Origin of the sequence: Kitasatospora sp. NPDC059646 (assembly GCF_042734615.1) — a bacterium.
Taxonomy (GTDB): domain Bacteria; phylum Actinomycetota; class Actinomycetes; order Streptomycetales; family Streptomycetaceae; genus Kitasatospora.
In genome coordinates this window covers 18,885-35,103 of sequence record NZ_JBHWDS010000054.1, presented here as the reverse complement: position 1 = coordinate 35,103, position 16,219 = coordinate 18,885, and the positions used below count along the sequence as shown (strand labels likewise).

Sequence of the window (16,219 nt, the reverse complement as noted above, 5' to 3'; positions counted from 1 at the left end):
CGACCAGGCCCGCCGGACGAAACAGGCTCGGCGGGCCCTTCACCCACCCATCAGACTCCAACCCCAAGGAATCCCATGCCCAAGCAGCCCACCCAGCTCAACAAGGACAGCGCAGTCGGCGGCCCCCTCGCCGGCATGAACGGCTGGCAGTTCCTCCTCACCTTCCTCCCCCTCGGCCTCGCCCTGGCCTTCCTCCTCGGTGCCATCGGCGCAGCCATTGGAGCAGGCGCCGCACTGGCCAACATCAAGGTCGCCAAGAAGGAACTGTCCACGCCTACCAAGGCCCTCGCCATGATCGGCGTCGACCTTGCCGCGGCCGTCCTCTGGTTCATAGTCGCGCTCGCCCTCAACGCGGCGATCGGATAGTCCCGCCGGCTCGAACGCGCCTGGGTAGGCCAGCACATCGGCCCCGCGCTCACAGGCGCCAGGAGACCTCGCACCGTGACCAGCGGCCGCTTAGCCGCTGGCCGCTCCTGCTCCTCCCGTACTACCGGAACTGCACAACCAATCCGCGGGAACCACACCCGCGCGGGGTCGAAAACAGCCAACCAGGACCACGGCACTTAACGCTGCGACGGTGCCTGCGTGTTGACCACGACCAACACGCAGGGCACCGTCGCACCGCATCGAACGTCATTCCGCCGAGAACCTCGCTGTGCCCTGGTCGCGACTGCGGCCAACAGGCCACCGCCCTCCGGCCAGTGCTGGACGACGACAGCCACATGGCCCTCATCGAGGCCCTCCACCCCAAGTCCGGTCTACCCGTTGCCCGGAGACCCACGGGACGTCCTCCCCACCGATGGACGCCGCTCTCAGCCCCCCGAAGCCCCCACCCAGCCGCACATATCTCCCCGCGGACAACATCCCGCCGCGGCGCTATCACCCACGAGCCGATCGCTACGGGAAACGCCTCACATCCCGACCCCCGCCCACCTACCGTGGAGAACCAACCACCGGCAGAGACACAGGGGAGCAGCAGCATGTCGTGGCGAGACGCGGTACCGCTGGCCCTGCGGATGCTGCTGCAGAAGGACAGCCGTGTCGACCCGCACCTGGAGATCCTGCGCCTGGGCGTCGAGCACGAGGACGTCGCCGCCCGCGACATCACCGTCACCCTGGTCTTGGACGGCGCGCTCGTCACCGGAACGGTGATCTCCACCGACACGTGGGAGCGCCTGTACCTGCGTCAACTCGGCGACCAGGACGACACGCTGCGCCGCATCGTCCGCGACGCCGTCGGCCATCTCGACTCCGCCGCGGACACGGGGCGCCGCCGACGCGAGATCGACCAGCGTTTTCTGCACCTGCGCGACGTCACCCACCAGGCCGGCCGCACCAGGCACACCCTGGCGCTGTGGCGCGGACCGATTGCCGCAGTCGGTGGCTGGAGCCTCGGCCGACCCGACAAGGACTGACCCCGCGCCGCCCGCCGCGATCCCGGTGCGGGCGTGCGCGGTGCTCGTCGACCCCGACAGCCGGGTGTGTGTGATCCGCGCTGTCACCGGCCCGGTGACGCACAGCACCCGCTGCCCGGCGGCCTGGTCGCCGACGGAGAGGAGCCGGCCGCCGCGCTGCTCGGCCACGGAAGTGCGCTGGCTGCCCTTGGCGGCCCCGGCCGGAGCGCGCCTCTGCCCGGTCGCCGCCGTCACAGTCCGGCCGCGTCCGCGGCCGCCGTGCCGGTGCTGTCGGTCGCGATGACGGATGCCGCCTACCGGTGGCGCCGGTTGCGCGCGCTGTCGGTCGGAGGTGCCACGCTGGCCTGGTGGGCGAGTATGACGAGCAGCTGCTGCGCGGCCGGGTGTACGGCGCCGAGCACAACGATCCGGGTCCGCGCCCGGGCCACGACTACCGGGAGCTGGTGGGCGGTCCGCTGGACGGGCTGCTGCTGGACGTCACCGGCTGGGAAGCGGACATGCTCGAATGCGGTGCCGCGCTGATCACCGAGCTCGGCCACTACGGTGGCGGGGGCCGCGCCCACTACGAGCCGCGCCCCGACGACCCGCGACGGTGGGACTGGGCGGGCGACACCCCGTAGCGACGCGGGCGGGCGTGCGCGGGGAGCGGGCATACCCCGGGCTGGGCACGGGCTACGGGTCGTGCCGGTCGGGGGGTGTAGCCGTACGACGCGATGGTGCGTGTCGCGGCCCCGTCGGCCGCCACCGCCCGCCGCTCCGGCAGCCCGGCCGCCCGCGCCGAGAAACGATCCGTCAACGTGGGAAACCGGGCGATCCTCTTTCCGGTGATCTTGATGGGGAAGACGCGGATTTCGCTGCCTCGACCGCGATCATGTCCGCGTGATCACCACTACTCGGGTCCCGCTGCGCCTGGGCGCGCTTGCCGTCTGCTCCCTCCTCCTCACCGCCTGTGGCCTGCAGACGCACACACCGGCCTCGCAGGACGCGCGACTAACCAAGGCAGCGGGGATCGCCAACATCTCGCTGCTGATGCCGAAGAGCCTGTGGAGCGATACGAAGCCGTACAGCTCCCTCGACAAGGTGGGCATCGACGAGTTGGACGGGGACCGCGGTGCTCGCGGCCTGGTCCGCGTCAACCTGACCGGGACGCAGGTCATCACCTACATGAAGGAGCTCGACGAAAACGCCCACCCCGGTTGGCTCGACGGCGACTACAAGAAGGAGTCGTCGGCGAGGGTCTACGAGGCCATTGGGACAGCGCTGGACGGCATCAAGCCCGCACGGTCCGCCTCCGACCCGGCGCCGGAGGTGCTGATCGACGACACCCTCGCCACGCCCGCGCCGTAACGGACGGGGTGGGACGGGCGTCGGTCGCCGGATGGCAGGCCGCTATGGCGCGGCGAGGTGTTGCTGCCGGTCGGTGACCAGCGTGTGCCATCGGGTGCGGACGGTGTGTTCGGCGTCGTTCCACCGGGCGGTCGAGGGGCTGCCGGGCGTCAGGCCGGCCATGTAGTGGGCGATGTCGGTGTAGTAGGAGTAGTCGCCTCCGCGGGCGACTTCGCGTAGGCGGGTGACGGCGGCGGCGTGTCCGGCACCGTCGCTGCGGACGGCGCAGTGGAAGGCGGCGGCGAGTTCGACGGCGGCCTGGGCGGCGGTGATGCCGGAGGCACGCGTGTCGGTGCGCAGCGCATCGATGCGCTGGTCGAGGTTGTCGGCGCCGGCGTCGCGCAGGAGATGGGCGGTGCGGACGGTGAGGGTGGTGGCGCGCAGGTCGAGTCCGGTGAGGAGTTGCTCGGCGAGGTCGATCTCGTCGTCTGCCGCCTGCGGGTCGGTGAAGGCGAGGACGAATGCGTGCTGGGCCTGGCAGGTGGCGGCTTCGCCAGCGACGGCGTGCTGTTCGGCCTGGGTGCGGGCGGCGAGGTAGGAGGCGGCGGCGGTGGCCATGTCGCCGTGCGGCCAGTGGAGGTCGCCCTCGACGCGGTGCTGCCGTCCCTTCCAGCCGAGGTGCTGGGCGGCTTGTTGGGCGGCGGGGAAGTCGCCGGCCAGGCGCAGGAGGTGGACCAGGCCCCGGCGGGCGGCCGGGGCGAGGCGGCTGGCGCTGTCGGCGACGGTCTGCATGCCGTGGCGGGAGTCGGCGCGGTGGCCGAGGTCGCGTTGGGCCTTGGCGAGGTAGTAGAGGGCCATCAGGTGCAGGTCCTCGGGCAGCAGGCGGCTGTCGACGACGGCGGCGAGGCGCTGGACGGTGCGGGCGCGGTGTTCGTGCTGGCGGCGGGTGAGCGCGGAGAGCGTCTCGACCAGCATGTCGGCGGGCGTCGGCTCGGCTGCGGCGTCGCCGTCCCGGGGCGGCGCGGTGCTCGGCGACGGCGACGGGGCCGGGGCCGGTGCGGGCGGGGCGAGGGGCTCCCACACGGAGTCGCCGATGTAGGCCCAGGCGGCCTCGGTGAGCCAGTCGAGGTCGAGGCGGTGGTCGCGGGCCAGGCGCAGGCCCTGGCGCAGGCACGCGACGAGCACATCCCGGCCGCCCGGGCCCGTGCCGGCGGTGCCAGTCGCGCCGTTCGCACCGGCGTCGGTGTGGGCGCTGGTGGTCCAGCGGTTGCCGATCGCGGTGAAGGCGCGCTGGGCGGCGGCGTGCCAGTCCTGTTCGCTCCAGCTGTCGTCGGTGCGGTCGTCGGCGTGGCGCAGGGTGGAGCGGACCACGCCGTGGAGGTGGTAGGGCCACAGCCCGGCCGGGTGTTCCAGGACCAGCGGCCTCTCGACCAGCCGGCGGGCCGGGGCTTCGCGGGGAAGGCCGGCGGCGGTCACGAGGGGGATGTCGAAGGCGTCCAGCAGGCAGGCGGCGCGCAGGACGTGGCGTTCGGGCTCGGTGAGGTCCTGCAGGGTGCGGGCGAGCAGCGCGGGGAAGTCGTGGTCCAGGTCGGCCGGCTCGGGGGCACGGGTACGGCGGATCTCCAGGAAGCGCTGGACGGCGAGGTCGAGGTACAGCGGGAGGCCGTGGGAGCGTTCCGCGATGACGGCGCGCAGCTCGGGTTCGATGAGCGGCCGGCCGTCGGGGTGGGTGAGGCGGCGGGCGAGGTAGTCGTCGCGGTCCTCCGGGCTGAAATCGCCGATCAGCACCTGCCGGTCGGCCTCGACCGCCTGGCCGCCGTCCACGCCGTCGGCCTCGACCGCCTGGCCGCCGTCCACGCCGTCGGCGTCGGGGGCCCGGCCGTGGTCCGCCGCGTCGGTGCCGTGGACGGCGGCAGGGCTGGTGCGGGGACGGGGGAGGTGGGCGGCGAGCTGCGGCCAGGCGGTGGGTCCGGTGCAGTCGAGCTGTCCCTGGAGCGCGGGGTCGGCCCATTGGAGTCGGCTGCGGCCGGTGACGACGAACAGGGCGTTGGGCATCAGCCACATCACCCGCTGGATCAGGCGTTCCAGGTCGCGGTGGGTGCGGTCGCCGACGTCCTCGAAGGTGTCGAGCAGCACGACGGGCGCGACCTTCTTCTTCGCCGGGAGCCGGTCGAGTTCGTAGGCGAGCAGGTGCGGGTAAAACGACAGCGCGTCCAGGTCCGGCTCCGCCTCCAGCAGGTCGGCGAGCCGGGAGCAGCCGGCGAGCGCCCGGGCTGCAGTACGGCGTTCACGGACCGCGCGCACCACCGCGGTGGTGACCTGTCCGACCGCCGAGCCCACCGCCCCCGGCAGGGCCAGCTCCTCCGCGGCCTTCGACAGCGCTCCCTGCAGCTGGCCGGGCAGCGCCTTCGCCAGCCGGTGCACCAGCCCGGCCCGGCGCAGGTACTCCTCCAGGCTCTCCCCGGGGTGGTTGTGCCCCCAGTACCGCAGCAGCGCCAGGTCGAACGCCGGCGTCGCCCGGTCCAGGTCGGCGAACGCCATGCGCAGCGTCAGCACCAGGTGCTCGAAGTCCATCCCCGCCGACCGGGCCAGGTCGATCCGCACCGGCAGCAGTACCGGCGCCTGCGGCCACGACGGCTCGCCCCACTGCGCCGGCCGCCCCGGTGCCCCGCCGAGTGCGGCTTCCACTTTCCGCGACAGCGTCGACTTCCCGATCCCGCCGTTCCCGTGGAACACCAGCACGTTGCGCCGGGCCGCCTCCAGGTCCTGGACGTCGAAGCCCGGCGCGGCGATCCGCCCCCAGGTGCTCCGAGATCGCGGCGGAGACCTGCGCCCACTGCCGCTCCCGGTTGGTGAACGCTTCGTCCGTGCCCACCCGCTCGTTCGACCCGAACAGCGCCCGCAGATCCCGACCCGCCACAGCCCGCCCCTTCCGGACCCGGCCTGACAGGGCATCAACCTATGTCCTGGAAGTCTCTCGGCGGGATCAGGTGGGCTCTTCGCCAGGGGTGGGATGCGGGGCGGCCGATGCGTCCGGATTCTCGAGAGGTGCGGCCTGCCTGAGCCGGAGGCGCGTCTGCAACTCGGCTTTCGCGGCTTGATCGTTCGCGATGGCTTCACGGATCCGTGGATCGTCGGCGATGTGAGCGTGAAGCCGTGTCGCCTGGGTCAGCTTTGCCGCGGCGAGTTGTTCGGCCGTCAGGCTGTGGCACTTCGTCAGATCCGTGTCCCCCAGCTCCGCTCCTTTCAGATTGGCTTCGTGGAAGAAGGCACCCGTGAGGTCGGCCCGGAGGGTTGCCCTTGTGAGGTTGGCGCCGATGAAGGAGGCCTTGGTGCAGTCGGTGCCATCCATCCTGGCGGACTCGAGATCGGCGTCGAACAGCTTGGCCCGTGCGAGGCTGGCCTTCCCGAGCGAAGCCAGCTGAAGCCGGGCGTCTGATAGAGAGGCGAGGGACAGATTGGCGGAGTCCAACCGGGCTCTCGTGAGGTTGGTACCGTCCAGCTGGGCCCCTTTGAGCCAGGCTCCCGAGAGGTCGGCTCCTTGAAGGTGGAGACCGTTCAGGTTCGGTGCGCCCAGGACGTCGCCGTCGGACTCGATGAGCTCCGGGACGAGCCGGGGACGGCGTGCGAGGAATGGGCGGGTCATCAAGGTCAGGGCGGCCTGAACATCCGACGCCGGTACTTCGGGGAGCACGCTCTGCTCAGGAGAGGGCGCTTCCCCGCCTCCTTCCTCGGGCTTCCGGAAGGCGGCACGCGGGGCGTGCCTGCGAACGAATGCCTGCAGGATCTGGACGATGTGCTGCGCCTGGTCCGGGGCGTCGTGGGCGATCTGCTCCAGTGCGAGCACGCCGCCCAACCGGATGTACTCTTCGGCCGACCCCAGCCGCTCCAGAGCTTTCACCAGCCGGTCTGTCATCTGGCCGCGTCGAGACAGCCGGTAGTTGCGGGCGGTGTAGGCGAGCGCCACCACACCGCCGATCGCCGCGGTGGCCTGCACGGCGAAGAGCCTGAACTGCCCTTCGGCCTGGGCACGCAGATCGGCCGGCAAGCCATCCCACTCCGGTCGCGCCATGGGCACCAGCATCCGCCACCACGTGCCCCCCCAATGCCACAGGACCGCAGCCGCCAGGAGCACGCACCCTGCCGAGGCCAGCGCGGGGAACCGCCTCCGCCCTCGCTTGATCCTTCCAAGAGCGGCATACCATCGGTCGGCGATCAACCAGCGGATCGCGTCCCGGGCACGGATATCGAAGAAGTCGCTGTGGGGCTCCATGCCCTCATGAGTGCGCGAAGCAGGCGGCGGCAAAACCGACTTGAGCGAATCTTGAGCCCCGTTCAGGAGGAGGCGCAGCAGCGTCCGACGATCGGCGGAGGATGCGGCAAGAACCGCGCGAGCGCCGCCTTGCCTGTGGAGCGAGCATGGTGATCGACGGAGCACCGACAGCCCCGGCCGGCACCGGTGACGAACCGTAGGCTCGGGCTGCGCCGGAAGGGCCGGCGCAGCCTGACACCGAGGCGGCTCTCCCGTGCACGAACCCGTACTTCCTGATCCGCTCACCGCCGACTTGGACGAGGCCGGGGACGGTGCCGCCGCCGTCGCGGAGAAGATCGAGGCCGTCGCGGCCTGGTACAGCGAGCAGATCCGCTCGGAAGGCAGCCGACGGTCGGCGCGTGCTCTCTCCAGCACGCGGGAGAAGACCGACGGGTCGAGCGCCTCCAGGGGCGCCCGGGGCGGGGTGCAGGGTGCGGTGCTGGTGCTGAACCGGTCTGGGAAGGGTTGGCCATCATGAGCTCTCAGAACCGACCGGGCACCGAATCGGATGGCACCCTCTCAGCACTACACGATCGCGGTAGCTCCGCCGCCGACCGGCCAGACACGTTGCCGCACATGCGAAAGCACTCGGACGTGTTCAGGGCAAGTCGATGTTGACCAGAGGACTTCGGACCTCCCATGGACCTGTGAACAGGCCGGGCGGCGCGCTGTCACCGACTAACGATCGTGATCATCACTGGGCTCCGAGCCCGTGGGCGCCCCTCCTTGGCCAGTGCGAGAAGAACCTCTCTGCCTTAGTTTCCATCGACGACATAGCCCGGTCCGGGTCCCCGGAATCGGCCCTCGAACTGCTCCTACCCCGCGCGCGCCGGGACGGGAAGCGGGCGCGGCCTGGGGGCGAAGCGCGACCTGAATCGGCCTCCTTCACCTCTCCGCCGCCTTGGCGCGCCCTATTCGACGGCGACCCAGGGTTCGTGGCGGGGGTCACGACGGCAGATGTAGACGAGGACTGCTTCTCGGGCCGCTGAAGCCGGTGAGATCGAGCTCTTCGTTGTGAGGCTGTTGTTTGAGTCGCTTCGGTCGCTGGCCTTGGTCGCTGCCTGTTTTTGCAGGTCAGAGGCGTGATCGGGGCAGGTCAGCGACTGAAGCGACTCTGAGTTGGGCATATGGCGACATTTGCGTGCGCGCGTACGCGTTCATACACCCGACCTTCAGTCGCTTCAGTCGCTGTTTTCCGGATCAAGCCCTCTGGCCTGCTTCTTTGTCGAGCGCCTGGTGTCAGCGACCGAAGTTCTTCGGTCGCTGGCTGCTGCCCTCGGTCGCTTGCCAGTGCAGTGGCGTGTTGGTGTCGCCTCCGGTCGACACGCCCGGCGCGTCTGTTGGTTGGTCTTGTTTCGGGGTTGGGTCGCTTCGGTCGCTGTGCGGTGTCGGAGCGACCGAGGTGGGCATCGGTCGCTTCGGTCGCTGGCCTTGGTCGCTGCCTGTTTTTGCAGGTCAGAGGCGTGATCAGGGCAGGTCAGCGACTGAAGCGACTCTGAGTTGGGCATATGGCGACATTTGCGTGCGCGCGTACGCGTTCATACACCCGACCTTCAGTCGCTTCAGTCGCTGAACGGCGACTGTCGGGCCTCTGACCTGGTGTTTTAACGGATCGCGGCTTCGAGCGACCGAAGGTCGTCAGTCGCTCGTCCACCCCTCGGTCGCCGGACAAGGAATCGGCAGATCCGCACGAGCGTCCCTCCACCTCGGATAAGGTGTGGGCCCATATTGGAAACTGAGTCGCTTCAGTCGCTCCGGCCGCCCTGAGCAGCGCAAACGTGCCAGCGACTGAAGAACGGCCCCGTGCGGGCCAGCAGAACCGGGGAGGGACAACAGGTGCCGGCCAGCTCGCCCACCAGCGCCGTCCCGGTGCGTCCGGCCGCTCTCGCCCACTGGTGCGCACGCCGGGGCTGGCCCGTCCACCCGCTCACCCCTGGCGGCAAGATCCCGGCCGCGAACTGCAACGCCTGCGCTGCCCGAGGACACACCGCCGACGGCTGCCCCTGCCTCAGGGCCGGCCGCTGGTGCCACGGCTTCCGCGCCGCCACCACCGACCCTGCCACCGTCACCGCCTGGTGGACGGCCAACCCGGCCTTCGGCGTCGGCATCGCCTGCGGCCCCGCCGGCCTCGTCGTCATCGATGTCGACGCACACGCCACCACGGTGCCCGACCGCAGCAAACTCCTGCCGGGCATCGACATCCCCGACAGCGTCGACCTCCGGGGACTGACCAACGGCTTCCACACCATCGCCCTGCTCGCTGCCCTACGCGGCCACCCCAGCCCCGCCGACGACACCGGCACCCTGCGGGTCCGCACCCCCTCCGGGGGCACCCACATCTGGTACCAGGCACACCCCCACCTCGCAGTCCGCTCCTCCTCCGGGTCGGGAAAGACCCGCGCACTGGCCTGGCAGGTCGACGTCCGCGCCCACGGCGGCTACATCATCGCCCCCGGCACCCGCACGACCGCCGGCACCTACACCGCCCTCGGCGAGACCAGGAACCCAGCGCCCCTCCCAGGCTGGCTCGCCGCGGAACTCCTGCGCACCCACCACGCTGACCAGCCCTCTACCGCCGCGCCGGCCGCCCCTCCGCCGCGCGCCCGCCAGGCCGTCAGCGCCCACGCAGGCGCCCACGGAGTGCCCCGCGTCCTCGCAACCCTGCTCGACGACGTCCGAGACTGCGCCGCAGCCCCCGAGGGCACCGGCTTCTCGGAGAAGCTCAACCGGGCGGCCTTCGCCGCCGGCGGCCTCGCCGCCGCAGGACTGCTCACCGAAGACCGCGCCGAGGAACTCCTGAAAAGCGCAGCCCACAACGCCCGCCCCCACCAGGAGCGGCGCACCGAGTCGATCATCCGCTCCGCACTGGCGGCAGGCGCCCGGCGCCCGCTGCACCCCCGAGGACGCTCATGAACCCCACCCCATCCCCCGGGACAGGAGAGTTCGACCCGATGGCCGCCGCTCAGCAGATCCTGGCCGCCGAAGCACAACCCGCCGCAGCCACCGCGATCCTGCCGGGACAGGGCGCCGCAGGTGCCGTAACCGTGGTGCAGGGCAGCTTCTTCGACCATCCGGTCCCCGCTCCGGCACCGTCGAGCACCGGCGCGGAGCCGACACTGCCAGTGGTCACCCCGACATCGCCCAACCCCGCGCCCCGCCCCGCGGCATCGACTGCACCCGTCCTCACCGCAACGGGCCTGCTGCCCGACTCTCTCAGCGACCGGGGCAACGCCAAGCTCTTCGTCCGCCTCTACGGCGGCGACTACCGCTACGTGCCCGGCCTCGGCTGGTACCGATGGGCGGGACACCGCTGGGAGATCGACGAGACCGACACCGTCCTGTGGGCCGCCGGCGACCTCGCAGAACAGCTGGCACTCCACGACCCGACCGGCTTCCACACCACCAGCGAACTGCGCCGGCACCGCAAGCGCGCCCTGTCCACCAGCGGCATGACCGCGATGCTCGAACAGGCCAAAGCCGCCCCGGGCATGGTGATGCACGCCTTCGCCCTCGACGCCGACCCGTACGCCCTGTGCACCCCCGGCGGCGTCGTCGACCTGCGCACCGGCCTGGTCGTCCCGCCCGACCCGCGGACCCAGCGCCACTCCCGCTCCACCACCGTCGCCCCCGTCGACATGCCCACCCCCCGCTGGTTCCGCTTCCTGGAAGACACCTTCGGCACGGACGCCGCCGGCCGGGAGATGATCGACTTCCTACACCTGTGCCTGGGCTACTCCATCTCCGGCGACGTCGGCGCGCAGATCATGCCGTTCCTGTACGGCAAGGGGAAGAACGGCAAGTCCGTCCTCCTCGACGTCATGCTCCAACTGATGGGCGACTACGCGGATGCCGCGCCGCCCGGCTTCCTCATGGCCAAGGCCTTCGACGGCCACCCCACCGACCTCGCCGAGCTCCACGGGCGGCGCATCATCCTGTGCTCCGAGCTCAAGCCCGGCGACCGCTTCGACGAGGGCCGCTTCAAGCTGCTCACCGGCGGTGACAAGATCAAAGCCCGGCGCATGCGCCAGGACTTCTTCTCCTTCACCCCGACCCACAAGCTGTGGCTGCTCGGCAACCACCGCCCCGAGGTCAACACCGGTGGCTTCTCCTTCTGGCGCCGCATGCGCCTGATCCCCTTCGAACGCGTCGTCGCCGAAGACCGCAAGATCGACAACCTGGCCAGCCTCCTCGCAGCCGAGGAAGGCCCCGGCATCCTCGCCTGGCTTGTCGCCGGCGCCCGCCGCTACTTCTCCGGCGAGAAGGACCTCGCCGGCCCGCAGAGCGTCCAGCTCGCCACCAACGCCTACGCCGAGACCGAGGACAGCACCGGCCGCTTCCTCACCGACGCCTGCAAGATCGCCGACGGACTGCGCGCCGAGCAGTCCCAGCTCTACAGCGCCTACAGCCGCTGGTGTGCAGAAGAAGGCGCCAACCCCGCAAGCGCCCGCGCATTCGCCGCACGAGTGCGCGAGACACTGGGTATGACCTCCCCGAAAGAGATGGTCCTGTCCAACTCCCGCAAGTACTACCCCGGGATCGGCCTCCTGGCCGACGAGGAGCCGCAGCCGTGAGCGCCCTGATCGACCCCGCCGACCTCGCCCACGAGACCGACATCGTCTGGCTCGAGGACACCGAGCACCTCGACTACGTCCGCCAGTCCCTTGAGCGACTCAACTCCCGCAAGGGCAAACCGCCCTACCACAGCGCCGGCCGCATGGTCGGCTACGCCGTCCTCGGCCCCGGCGCCCGCGCCTCCCGGGCCTCCGGAACCTTCCGCCGCAGGGTGTTCTGGCTCCTGCCCCACGACCGCGACACCCAGCCCGACGGCCTCTACGCCACCGGCGCACCGTCCGAAGCCGTCGACCCCCGCACCATCGCCCCCACCGTCAAGGGCACCAAAACCGAGCGCTCCCAAGGCGGCCCCGCATCCCCCGCGATGGTCGAACTCGGCATACTACTCCCGCGCGGCTGACCACCCACGACACCCTCCGCCACTCCGCGTCGGCAAAGCCCCGCACTGTCCCCACCGGCACTGGCACAGTAAGCGCTGTGCACGAAACAGACACTGGCACAAACGACCTGACGGTCCCGCAGCTCATCCGCGACAGGTGGGGCAGCGACCTGCCCACCACCGGCCTGCAGCAGCGGTTCACCGAACCTGGCTGGACCTACCAGGAACCGGTGCCACGCCCGTGCCCCGGATGCACCGGGCCCCTGCACTCGCTGCGCCGCCCCTACGAGTCCGGCGGCCGCCAGTACCGCTACGTCGCCGTGGTCTGCCCTGCCTGCCCGGCGGCGTTCACGCTCGCCGACCTCGGCGTGAAGACCTACGACAAACTCCTACTCCCCGCACCCGCGACATCCACCGTCCCTGTGTCCCGCCGTACGGGGACCGCCACCGCCATGACCGCCCGCGCCGCAGCGCGGCTCATGACCGGCCTCGACACCTGTCCCCACTCGACCGAACCCGGGGTGAGCGTCACCCCGATCCGCCTGCCCCGCCCCTCCCCGGGACCCGCGACCGCCCCGGCGGGCCCGGAGTGGCCCGAAGACCTGCCCCTACCCGCCCAGAAAGAGACGCGGGCCCTGTGGTGGGGCAAAGTCACCGACCCCGCCTGGAACGCACCCGAGGCGGCACTGCGGGCCGCCGACGACGTACGGGCCATCGTCCCGGCGGGGGAGCGGTTCGATGCCCTGCGCGAAACGCTCACCGCCCTCGGGGCCAAGGTGCGCACCGCCACGCACTGGGTGGAGGACGAGGTCGTCACGACGGTGTCCGATCTCGGTACGCGCGTCGAGCTGGCGGCCTGGCCGGGCGGCACGGAGACCCCGGCCACAGGCCCCGCCGCCCACGCGGCCCGGGACGCGTTCGCCGCCCAGTGGGACGCCCTGGACGAACTCCCCGCCGGCGACCTCGAGGCGTTCACGCCGATCGAGGACCTGGTCCCCGAAGCCTGGAAGCCGTTGCTGCCGCACCCGTCCTTCAACCCGGTCCAGGCCGCCACTGTCCCCGCGGTCACCGAAGGCGACGAGCACGTCATGGTCGTCGCTCCCACCGGCGCGGGCAAGACCGCGATCGGCATGGTCGCCGCCCTCACCGCCCACCACCGCGGCCGCAAAGCCGCCTGGCTGGTGCCGCAGCGCTCGCTGACCGACGAACTCGACCGCGACCTCGCCACCTGGCGCCGCGCCGGACTGCGCGTGGTGCGCCTGACGGGCGAGGCCGCCGTCGATGCCGACCTGATCCGCGAGGCGGACCTGTGGGTCGCCACCACCGAGAAGTTCGAGGCGATCTGCCGCGCCGGATCCCTGCGTACCGCCCTCGCCGAGGTCGGCTGCCTGGTCGTCGACGAGATCCACCTACTCGGCGACCCCGTCCGCGGCCCCGTCCTCGAAGCGCTCCTCGCCCGGGTCCGCGAGGACGCCGCCCGGGTGCGGATCGTCGGCCTGTCCGCCACCGTCGCCAACGCCGACCAACTCGCCCACTGGCTCGGCGCCCGCCTCGTCCGCTCACCCTGGCGCCCCACCCGCCTGACCTGGCAGCTGCCGACCATGCCCCCGCAGGCCGACGCCGCCGACTGGGCGAGCCGCAACAACGCCCGCACCCGCCGCACCGTCGACCTCGCCCGCCACCACACCCAAGACGGCGGCAGCGTCCTGGTGTTCTGCGGCAGCAAACGCTCCGTGCGCACCACCGCCCTCGCCCTCGCCCACGACCGCGGCATCGACACCACCGGTGCCGACCCGGACGACAGCGACCTTGTGGAGAGCCTGTGCACCAAGGCCGGGGTGCGCCTGCACTACCGCGACTGGCCCCACAAGCGCGATGCCGAACATGCCTTCCGCACCCGCCAGGCCGACGTCCTCGTCGCCACCTCCACCGTCGCCGCCGGCGTCAACCTGCCCGCCCGCGCCGTCATCGTCCGCGACACCCAGATCGGCATGAGCCGCATCGAAGTGTCCATGGTCCAGCAGATGTTCGGCCGCGCCGGCCGCATCGGCGCCGGTGAACGCGAAGGCCACGCCTACCTGCTCACCGCCCCCAGCGAGCGCCACCACTGGCAGGCCCGCCTCGCCGCCGGATACACCGTCACCTCCCGCATCCGCGACCGCCTCCCCGACCACCTGCTCGCCGAAGCCGTCCAACTACGCATCAACGCCCTCACCCAGGCCGAGAACTGGTGGAAGGGCACCTTCGCCTTCCACCAGGGCCACCACCCCTTCGACCCCCTCCACGACGCCGCCGACTTCCTCACCGACGCCGGCTACCTCCTCCGCACACCCGACCCCGACGGCGGCGACGACCGCATCGAAGCCACCGAACTCGGCCGCCTCACCAGCCGATTCATGGTCGACGCCGACCTCGCCTCCACCCTCGCCGACGCCACCGCGCACCTTCCCGTCCCCACCGACCCGGACGCTGCGGAAGACCTGCTCATCACCACCCTCGCCACCCGCCTGCCCACCCTCGAACAGGCCCCCTTCACCGACCGCGCCAAAGCCGAGCTCTACAACGTCCTGCGCACCCTCGGCCAACCCGACGCGGACCAGGACCAGGACGACGAGAACGAGTGGCAGCCCGTCGCAGGCGACCTCGCCCGCGCCGTCCTGCTCCTCGTCGCCCGCGCACCCCAGGCCTTCCGCGGCCGGCCCGCCTACATCCGCGGCATCCCCGCCGACTCCATGGCCCCCGTCCTCGACGACGCCCAGCGCTACCTCGCTTGGCTCGGCGCCCAAGGCCCTCTCGCCACCGTCCACCCCTGGACCGCCACCGTCGCCGCCGACCTCGCCCACCGCATCCGCTGGCGTACCCTCGCCCCCACCCGCGGCGCCGGCCGCCTGCTGTGGATGTGCGAACAGATGGCCACCCCCGCCCACGCCCAAACCCTCGTGCCCCAGATGTGGAAAGCCGCCCGCGCCCGCGGCATCGACGCCCCCGACTGGCCCGGCACCACCCCACCCACCCACTGCCGCCTCGCACCCGCCGACTACCGAAACCTCCTCGCCACCCGTACCACCGGAACCACCATCACCCTCCACACCGACCACGCCCGCATCCACGCCCCACGCGGAGCCACCATGATCATCTGGAACGGCACCGCCCACACCCGACACACCAGCACCGGCACGCGCGCCGACCTGCCCTACCCGGATCCCGTCCCCGATGATCCGTCCGCTGGCATGACCGGCGCTGTGGCATTCACCCGAGGCGACCGCACCGCAGCCGGATGGGCCGGCACCTACAACTCGGTGGGGTGAGGAAGCCGGCGGACAGCGGAGCGCGAAGCCCGGCGGTACCCCGCCCCCCGACCAGGCCTGAGACTTCGCCGGCCCGGCCCAACGGGCGGCAGCGGCCGTCCGCGCTTCCGCCAGGCCGGGCGCGGTCTCGACGAGGAATGCTGCATCCTCTGCAACAGCCGGCTGTTGACCAAGGGCATCGACCTGATCGTCGACGCGATCGTCTTCGCCGACCCCAAGTCGAGCGTCATCGACATCGTCCAGGCCATCGGCCGTGCCCTGCGCCAGGCCTACCGTCAGGGCAAGATCGCGTGGATCATCATCCCGGTCTACCTGCCGACGCCCGCGGTCGGCGACGACACCGCGACCGCAGACCCGTCCGAGGTCCGCGACGCCGGCGAGGCTGCCGTGAAGGCCGAGGCCGACGCCGAGATCGAGGCGTCCTCCGTCCGCACCATCTGGCGGGTCCTGCGTGCCCTGGCCGCGCACGACGCTCGGGTGGTCGGCCGGATCACCGAGCCCGTCGGCCGGCGGGAGCCGGCCGTGCTCGCCTGCGGTCCGCAGCCGATACGGCCCGCGCGGCAACCCACCTCCCGGTGCATCAGGAGAACGGCCTCCGGCCCGCCGCACCGCCGCGCCCGCTGGCCTTCGACCATCGCTGTGCGGCCGGCGGCTGGCCGCCGATGATCGACTTCGCGTTCGCGGCCCACCTGGTGCCGGTCGGCACGCCGGTGCGGCTGAGCACGGGGCACGACGCGCTCGCCCGGAAGACCTGCGAAGAGCGGCTCCCCGTTCCTGCAGCCGGAGTAGAGCGCCCGGTTCGACTCACTGTGGTGGGCCCACCAGCGCAGGGCGCGAGGGCAGTGGTCCCGGGGAGAACAAGAATCGATTTTCAGTGCTTCCCGAATGTAAATGGCAGCAGAATTCG

General features: G+C 71.6%; 12 protein-coding genes. 10 read left to right on the top strand and 2 right to left on the bottom strand.

Annotated elements, in window-relative coordinates; all coding sequences use genetic code 11:
• The first annotated feature begins 75 nt into the window (after positions 1 to 75).
• The 4 genes from ACFV1L_RS29670 (at position 76) to ACFV1L_RS29655 (ending at position 2,762) form a co-directional block, all read left to right on the top strand.
• Positions 76 to 366: a hypothetical protein gene (locus ACFV1L_RS29670; RefSeq protein ID WP_380371551.1), complete on the top strand. Its 291-nt coding sequence runs from the start codon at positions 76 to 78 to the stop codon at positions 364 to 366.
• 614 nt (positions 367 to 980) lie between these two features.
• Complete coding sequence (locus ACFV1L_RS29665) at positions 981 to 1,415, top strand: hypothetical protein (RefSeq protein ID WP_380371550.1); 435 nt, start codon at positions 981 to 983, stop codon at positions 1,413 to 1,415.
• A 347-nt stretch (positions 1,416 to 1,762) separates the two neighbouring features.
• Positions 1,763 to 2,035, top strand: coding sequence for a hypothetical protein (locus ACFV1L_RS29660; RefSeq protein WP_380371549.1), 273 nt, complete (start codon positions 1,763 to 1,765; stop codon positions 2,033 to 2,035).
• Between the two features lie 259 nt (positions 2,036 to 2,294).
• On the top strand, positions 2,295 to 2,762 hold the full coding sequence (locus ACFV1L_RS29655) for a hypothetical protein (RefSeq protein WP_380371547.1): 468 nt from the start codon (positions 2,295 to 2,297) through the stop codon (positions 2,760 to 2,762).
• Positions 2,763 to 2,804: 42 nt separating this feature from the next.
• Here the strand turns inward: ACFV1L_RS29655 and ACFV1L_RS29650 are convergent, their stop codons facing one another.
• Positions 2,805 to 5,429, bottom strand: coding sequence for an ATP/GTP-binding protein (locus ACFV1L_RS29650; RefSeq protein WP_380371544.1), 2,625 nt, complete (start codon positions 5,427 to 5,429; stop codon positions 2,805 to 2,807).
• Positions 5,430 to 5,727: 298 nt separating this feature from the next.
• On the bottom strand, positions 5,728 to 7,014 hold the full coding sequence (locus tag ACFV1L_RS29645) for a pentapeptide repeat-containing protein (protein ID WP_380371542.1): 1,287 nt from the start codon (positions 7,012 to 7,014) through the stop codon (positions 5,728 to 5,730).
• Between the two features lie 253 nt (positions 7,015 to 7,267).
• Here ACFV1L_RS29645 and ACFV1L_RS29640 point away from each other — a divergent pair, with 253 nt between their 5' ends.
• From ACFV1L_RS29640 to ACFV1L_RS29615, 6 genes are all read left to right on the top strand, one after another.
• A complete protein-coding gene (locus ACFV1L_RS29640; RefSeq protein WP_380371539.1) occupies positions 7,268 to 7,531 on the top strand; it encodes a hypothetical protein in 264 nt (87 codons plus the stop codon).
• Between the two features lie 1,358 nt (positions 7,532 to 8,889).
• Positions 8,890 to 9,966, top strand: a complete 1,077-nt coding sequence (locus ACFV1L_RS29635; protein ID WP_380371537.1) for a bifunctional DNA primase/polymerase — start codon at positions 8,890 to 8,892, stop codon at positions 9,964 to 9,966.
• Between the two features lie 38 nt (positions 9,967 to 10,004).
• A complete protein-coding gene (locus tag ACFV1L_RS29630) occupies positions 10,005 to 11,624 on the top strand; it encodes a phage/plasmid primase, P4 family (RefSeq protein WP_380371534.1) in 1,620 nt (539 codons plus the stop codon).
• The gene (locus ACFV1L_RS29625) at positions 11,621 to 12,025 is read left to right on the top strand and encodes a DUF6009 family protein (RefSeq protein WP_380371532.1); all 405 of its coding nucleotides are present in this window, start codon (positions 11,621 to 11,623) and stop codon (positions 12,023 to 12,025) included. The genes ACFV1L_RS29630 and ACFV1L_RS29625 overlap by 4 nt, the downstream gene beginning before the upstream one ends.
• Positions 12,026 to 12,102: 77 nt before the next feature.
• On the top strand, positions 12,103 to 15,312 hold the full coding sequence (locus ACFV1L_RS29620; RefSeq protein ID WP_380371529.1) for a DEAD/DEAH box helicase: 3,210 nt from the start codon (positions 12,103 to 12,105) through the stop codon (positions 15,310 to 15,312).
• A 57-nt stretch (positions 15,313 to 15,369) separates the two neighbouring features.
• Complete coding sequence (locus tag ACFV1L_RS29615) at positions 15,370 to 15,978, top strand: helicase-related protein (RefSeq protein ID WP_380371588.1); 609 nt, start codon at positions 15,370 to 15,372, stop codon at positions 15,976 to 15,978.
• Positions 15,979 to 16,219 lie beyond the last annotated feature (241 nt).

What these genes read in the sequence shown, in the direction of transcription:
- ACFV1L_RS29670 (WP_380371551.1), top strand. Translation starts at nt 76, where the DNA reads ATGCCCAAGCAGCCCACCCAGCTCAACAAGGACAGCGCAGTCGGCGGC.
- ACFV1L_RS29665 (WP_380371550.1), top strand. Translation starts at nt 981, where the DNA reads ATGTCGTGGCGAGACGCGGTACCGCTGGCCCTGCGGATGCTGCTGCAG.
- ACFV1L_RS29645 (WP_380371542.1), bottom strand. Translation starts at nt 7,014, where the DNA reads ATGGAGCCCCACAGCGACTTCTTCGATATCCGTGCCCGGGACGCGATC.
- ACFV1L_RS29630 (WP_380371534.1), top strand. Translation starts at nt 10,005, where the DNA reads ATGGCCGCCGCTCAGCAGATCCTGGCCGCCGAAGCACAACCCGCCGCA.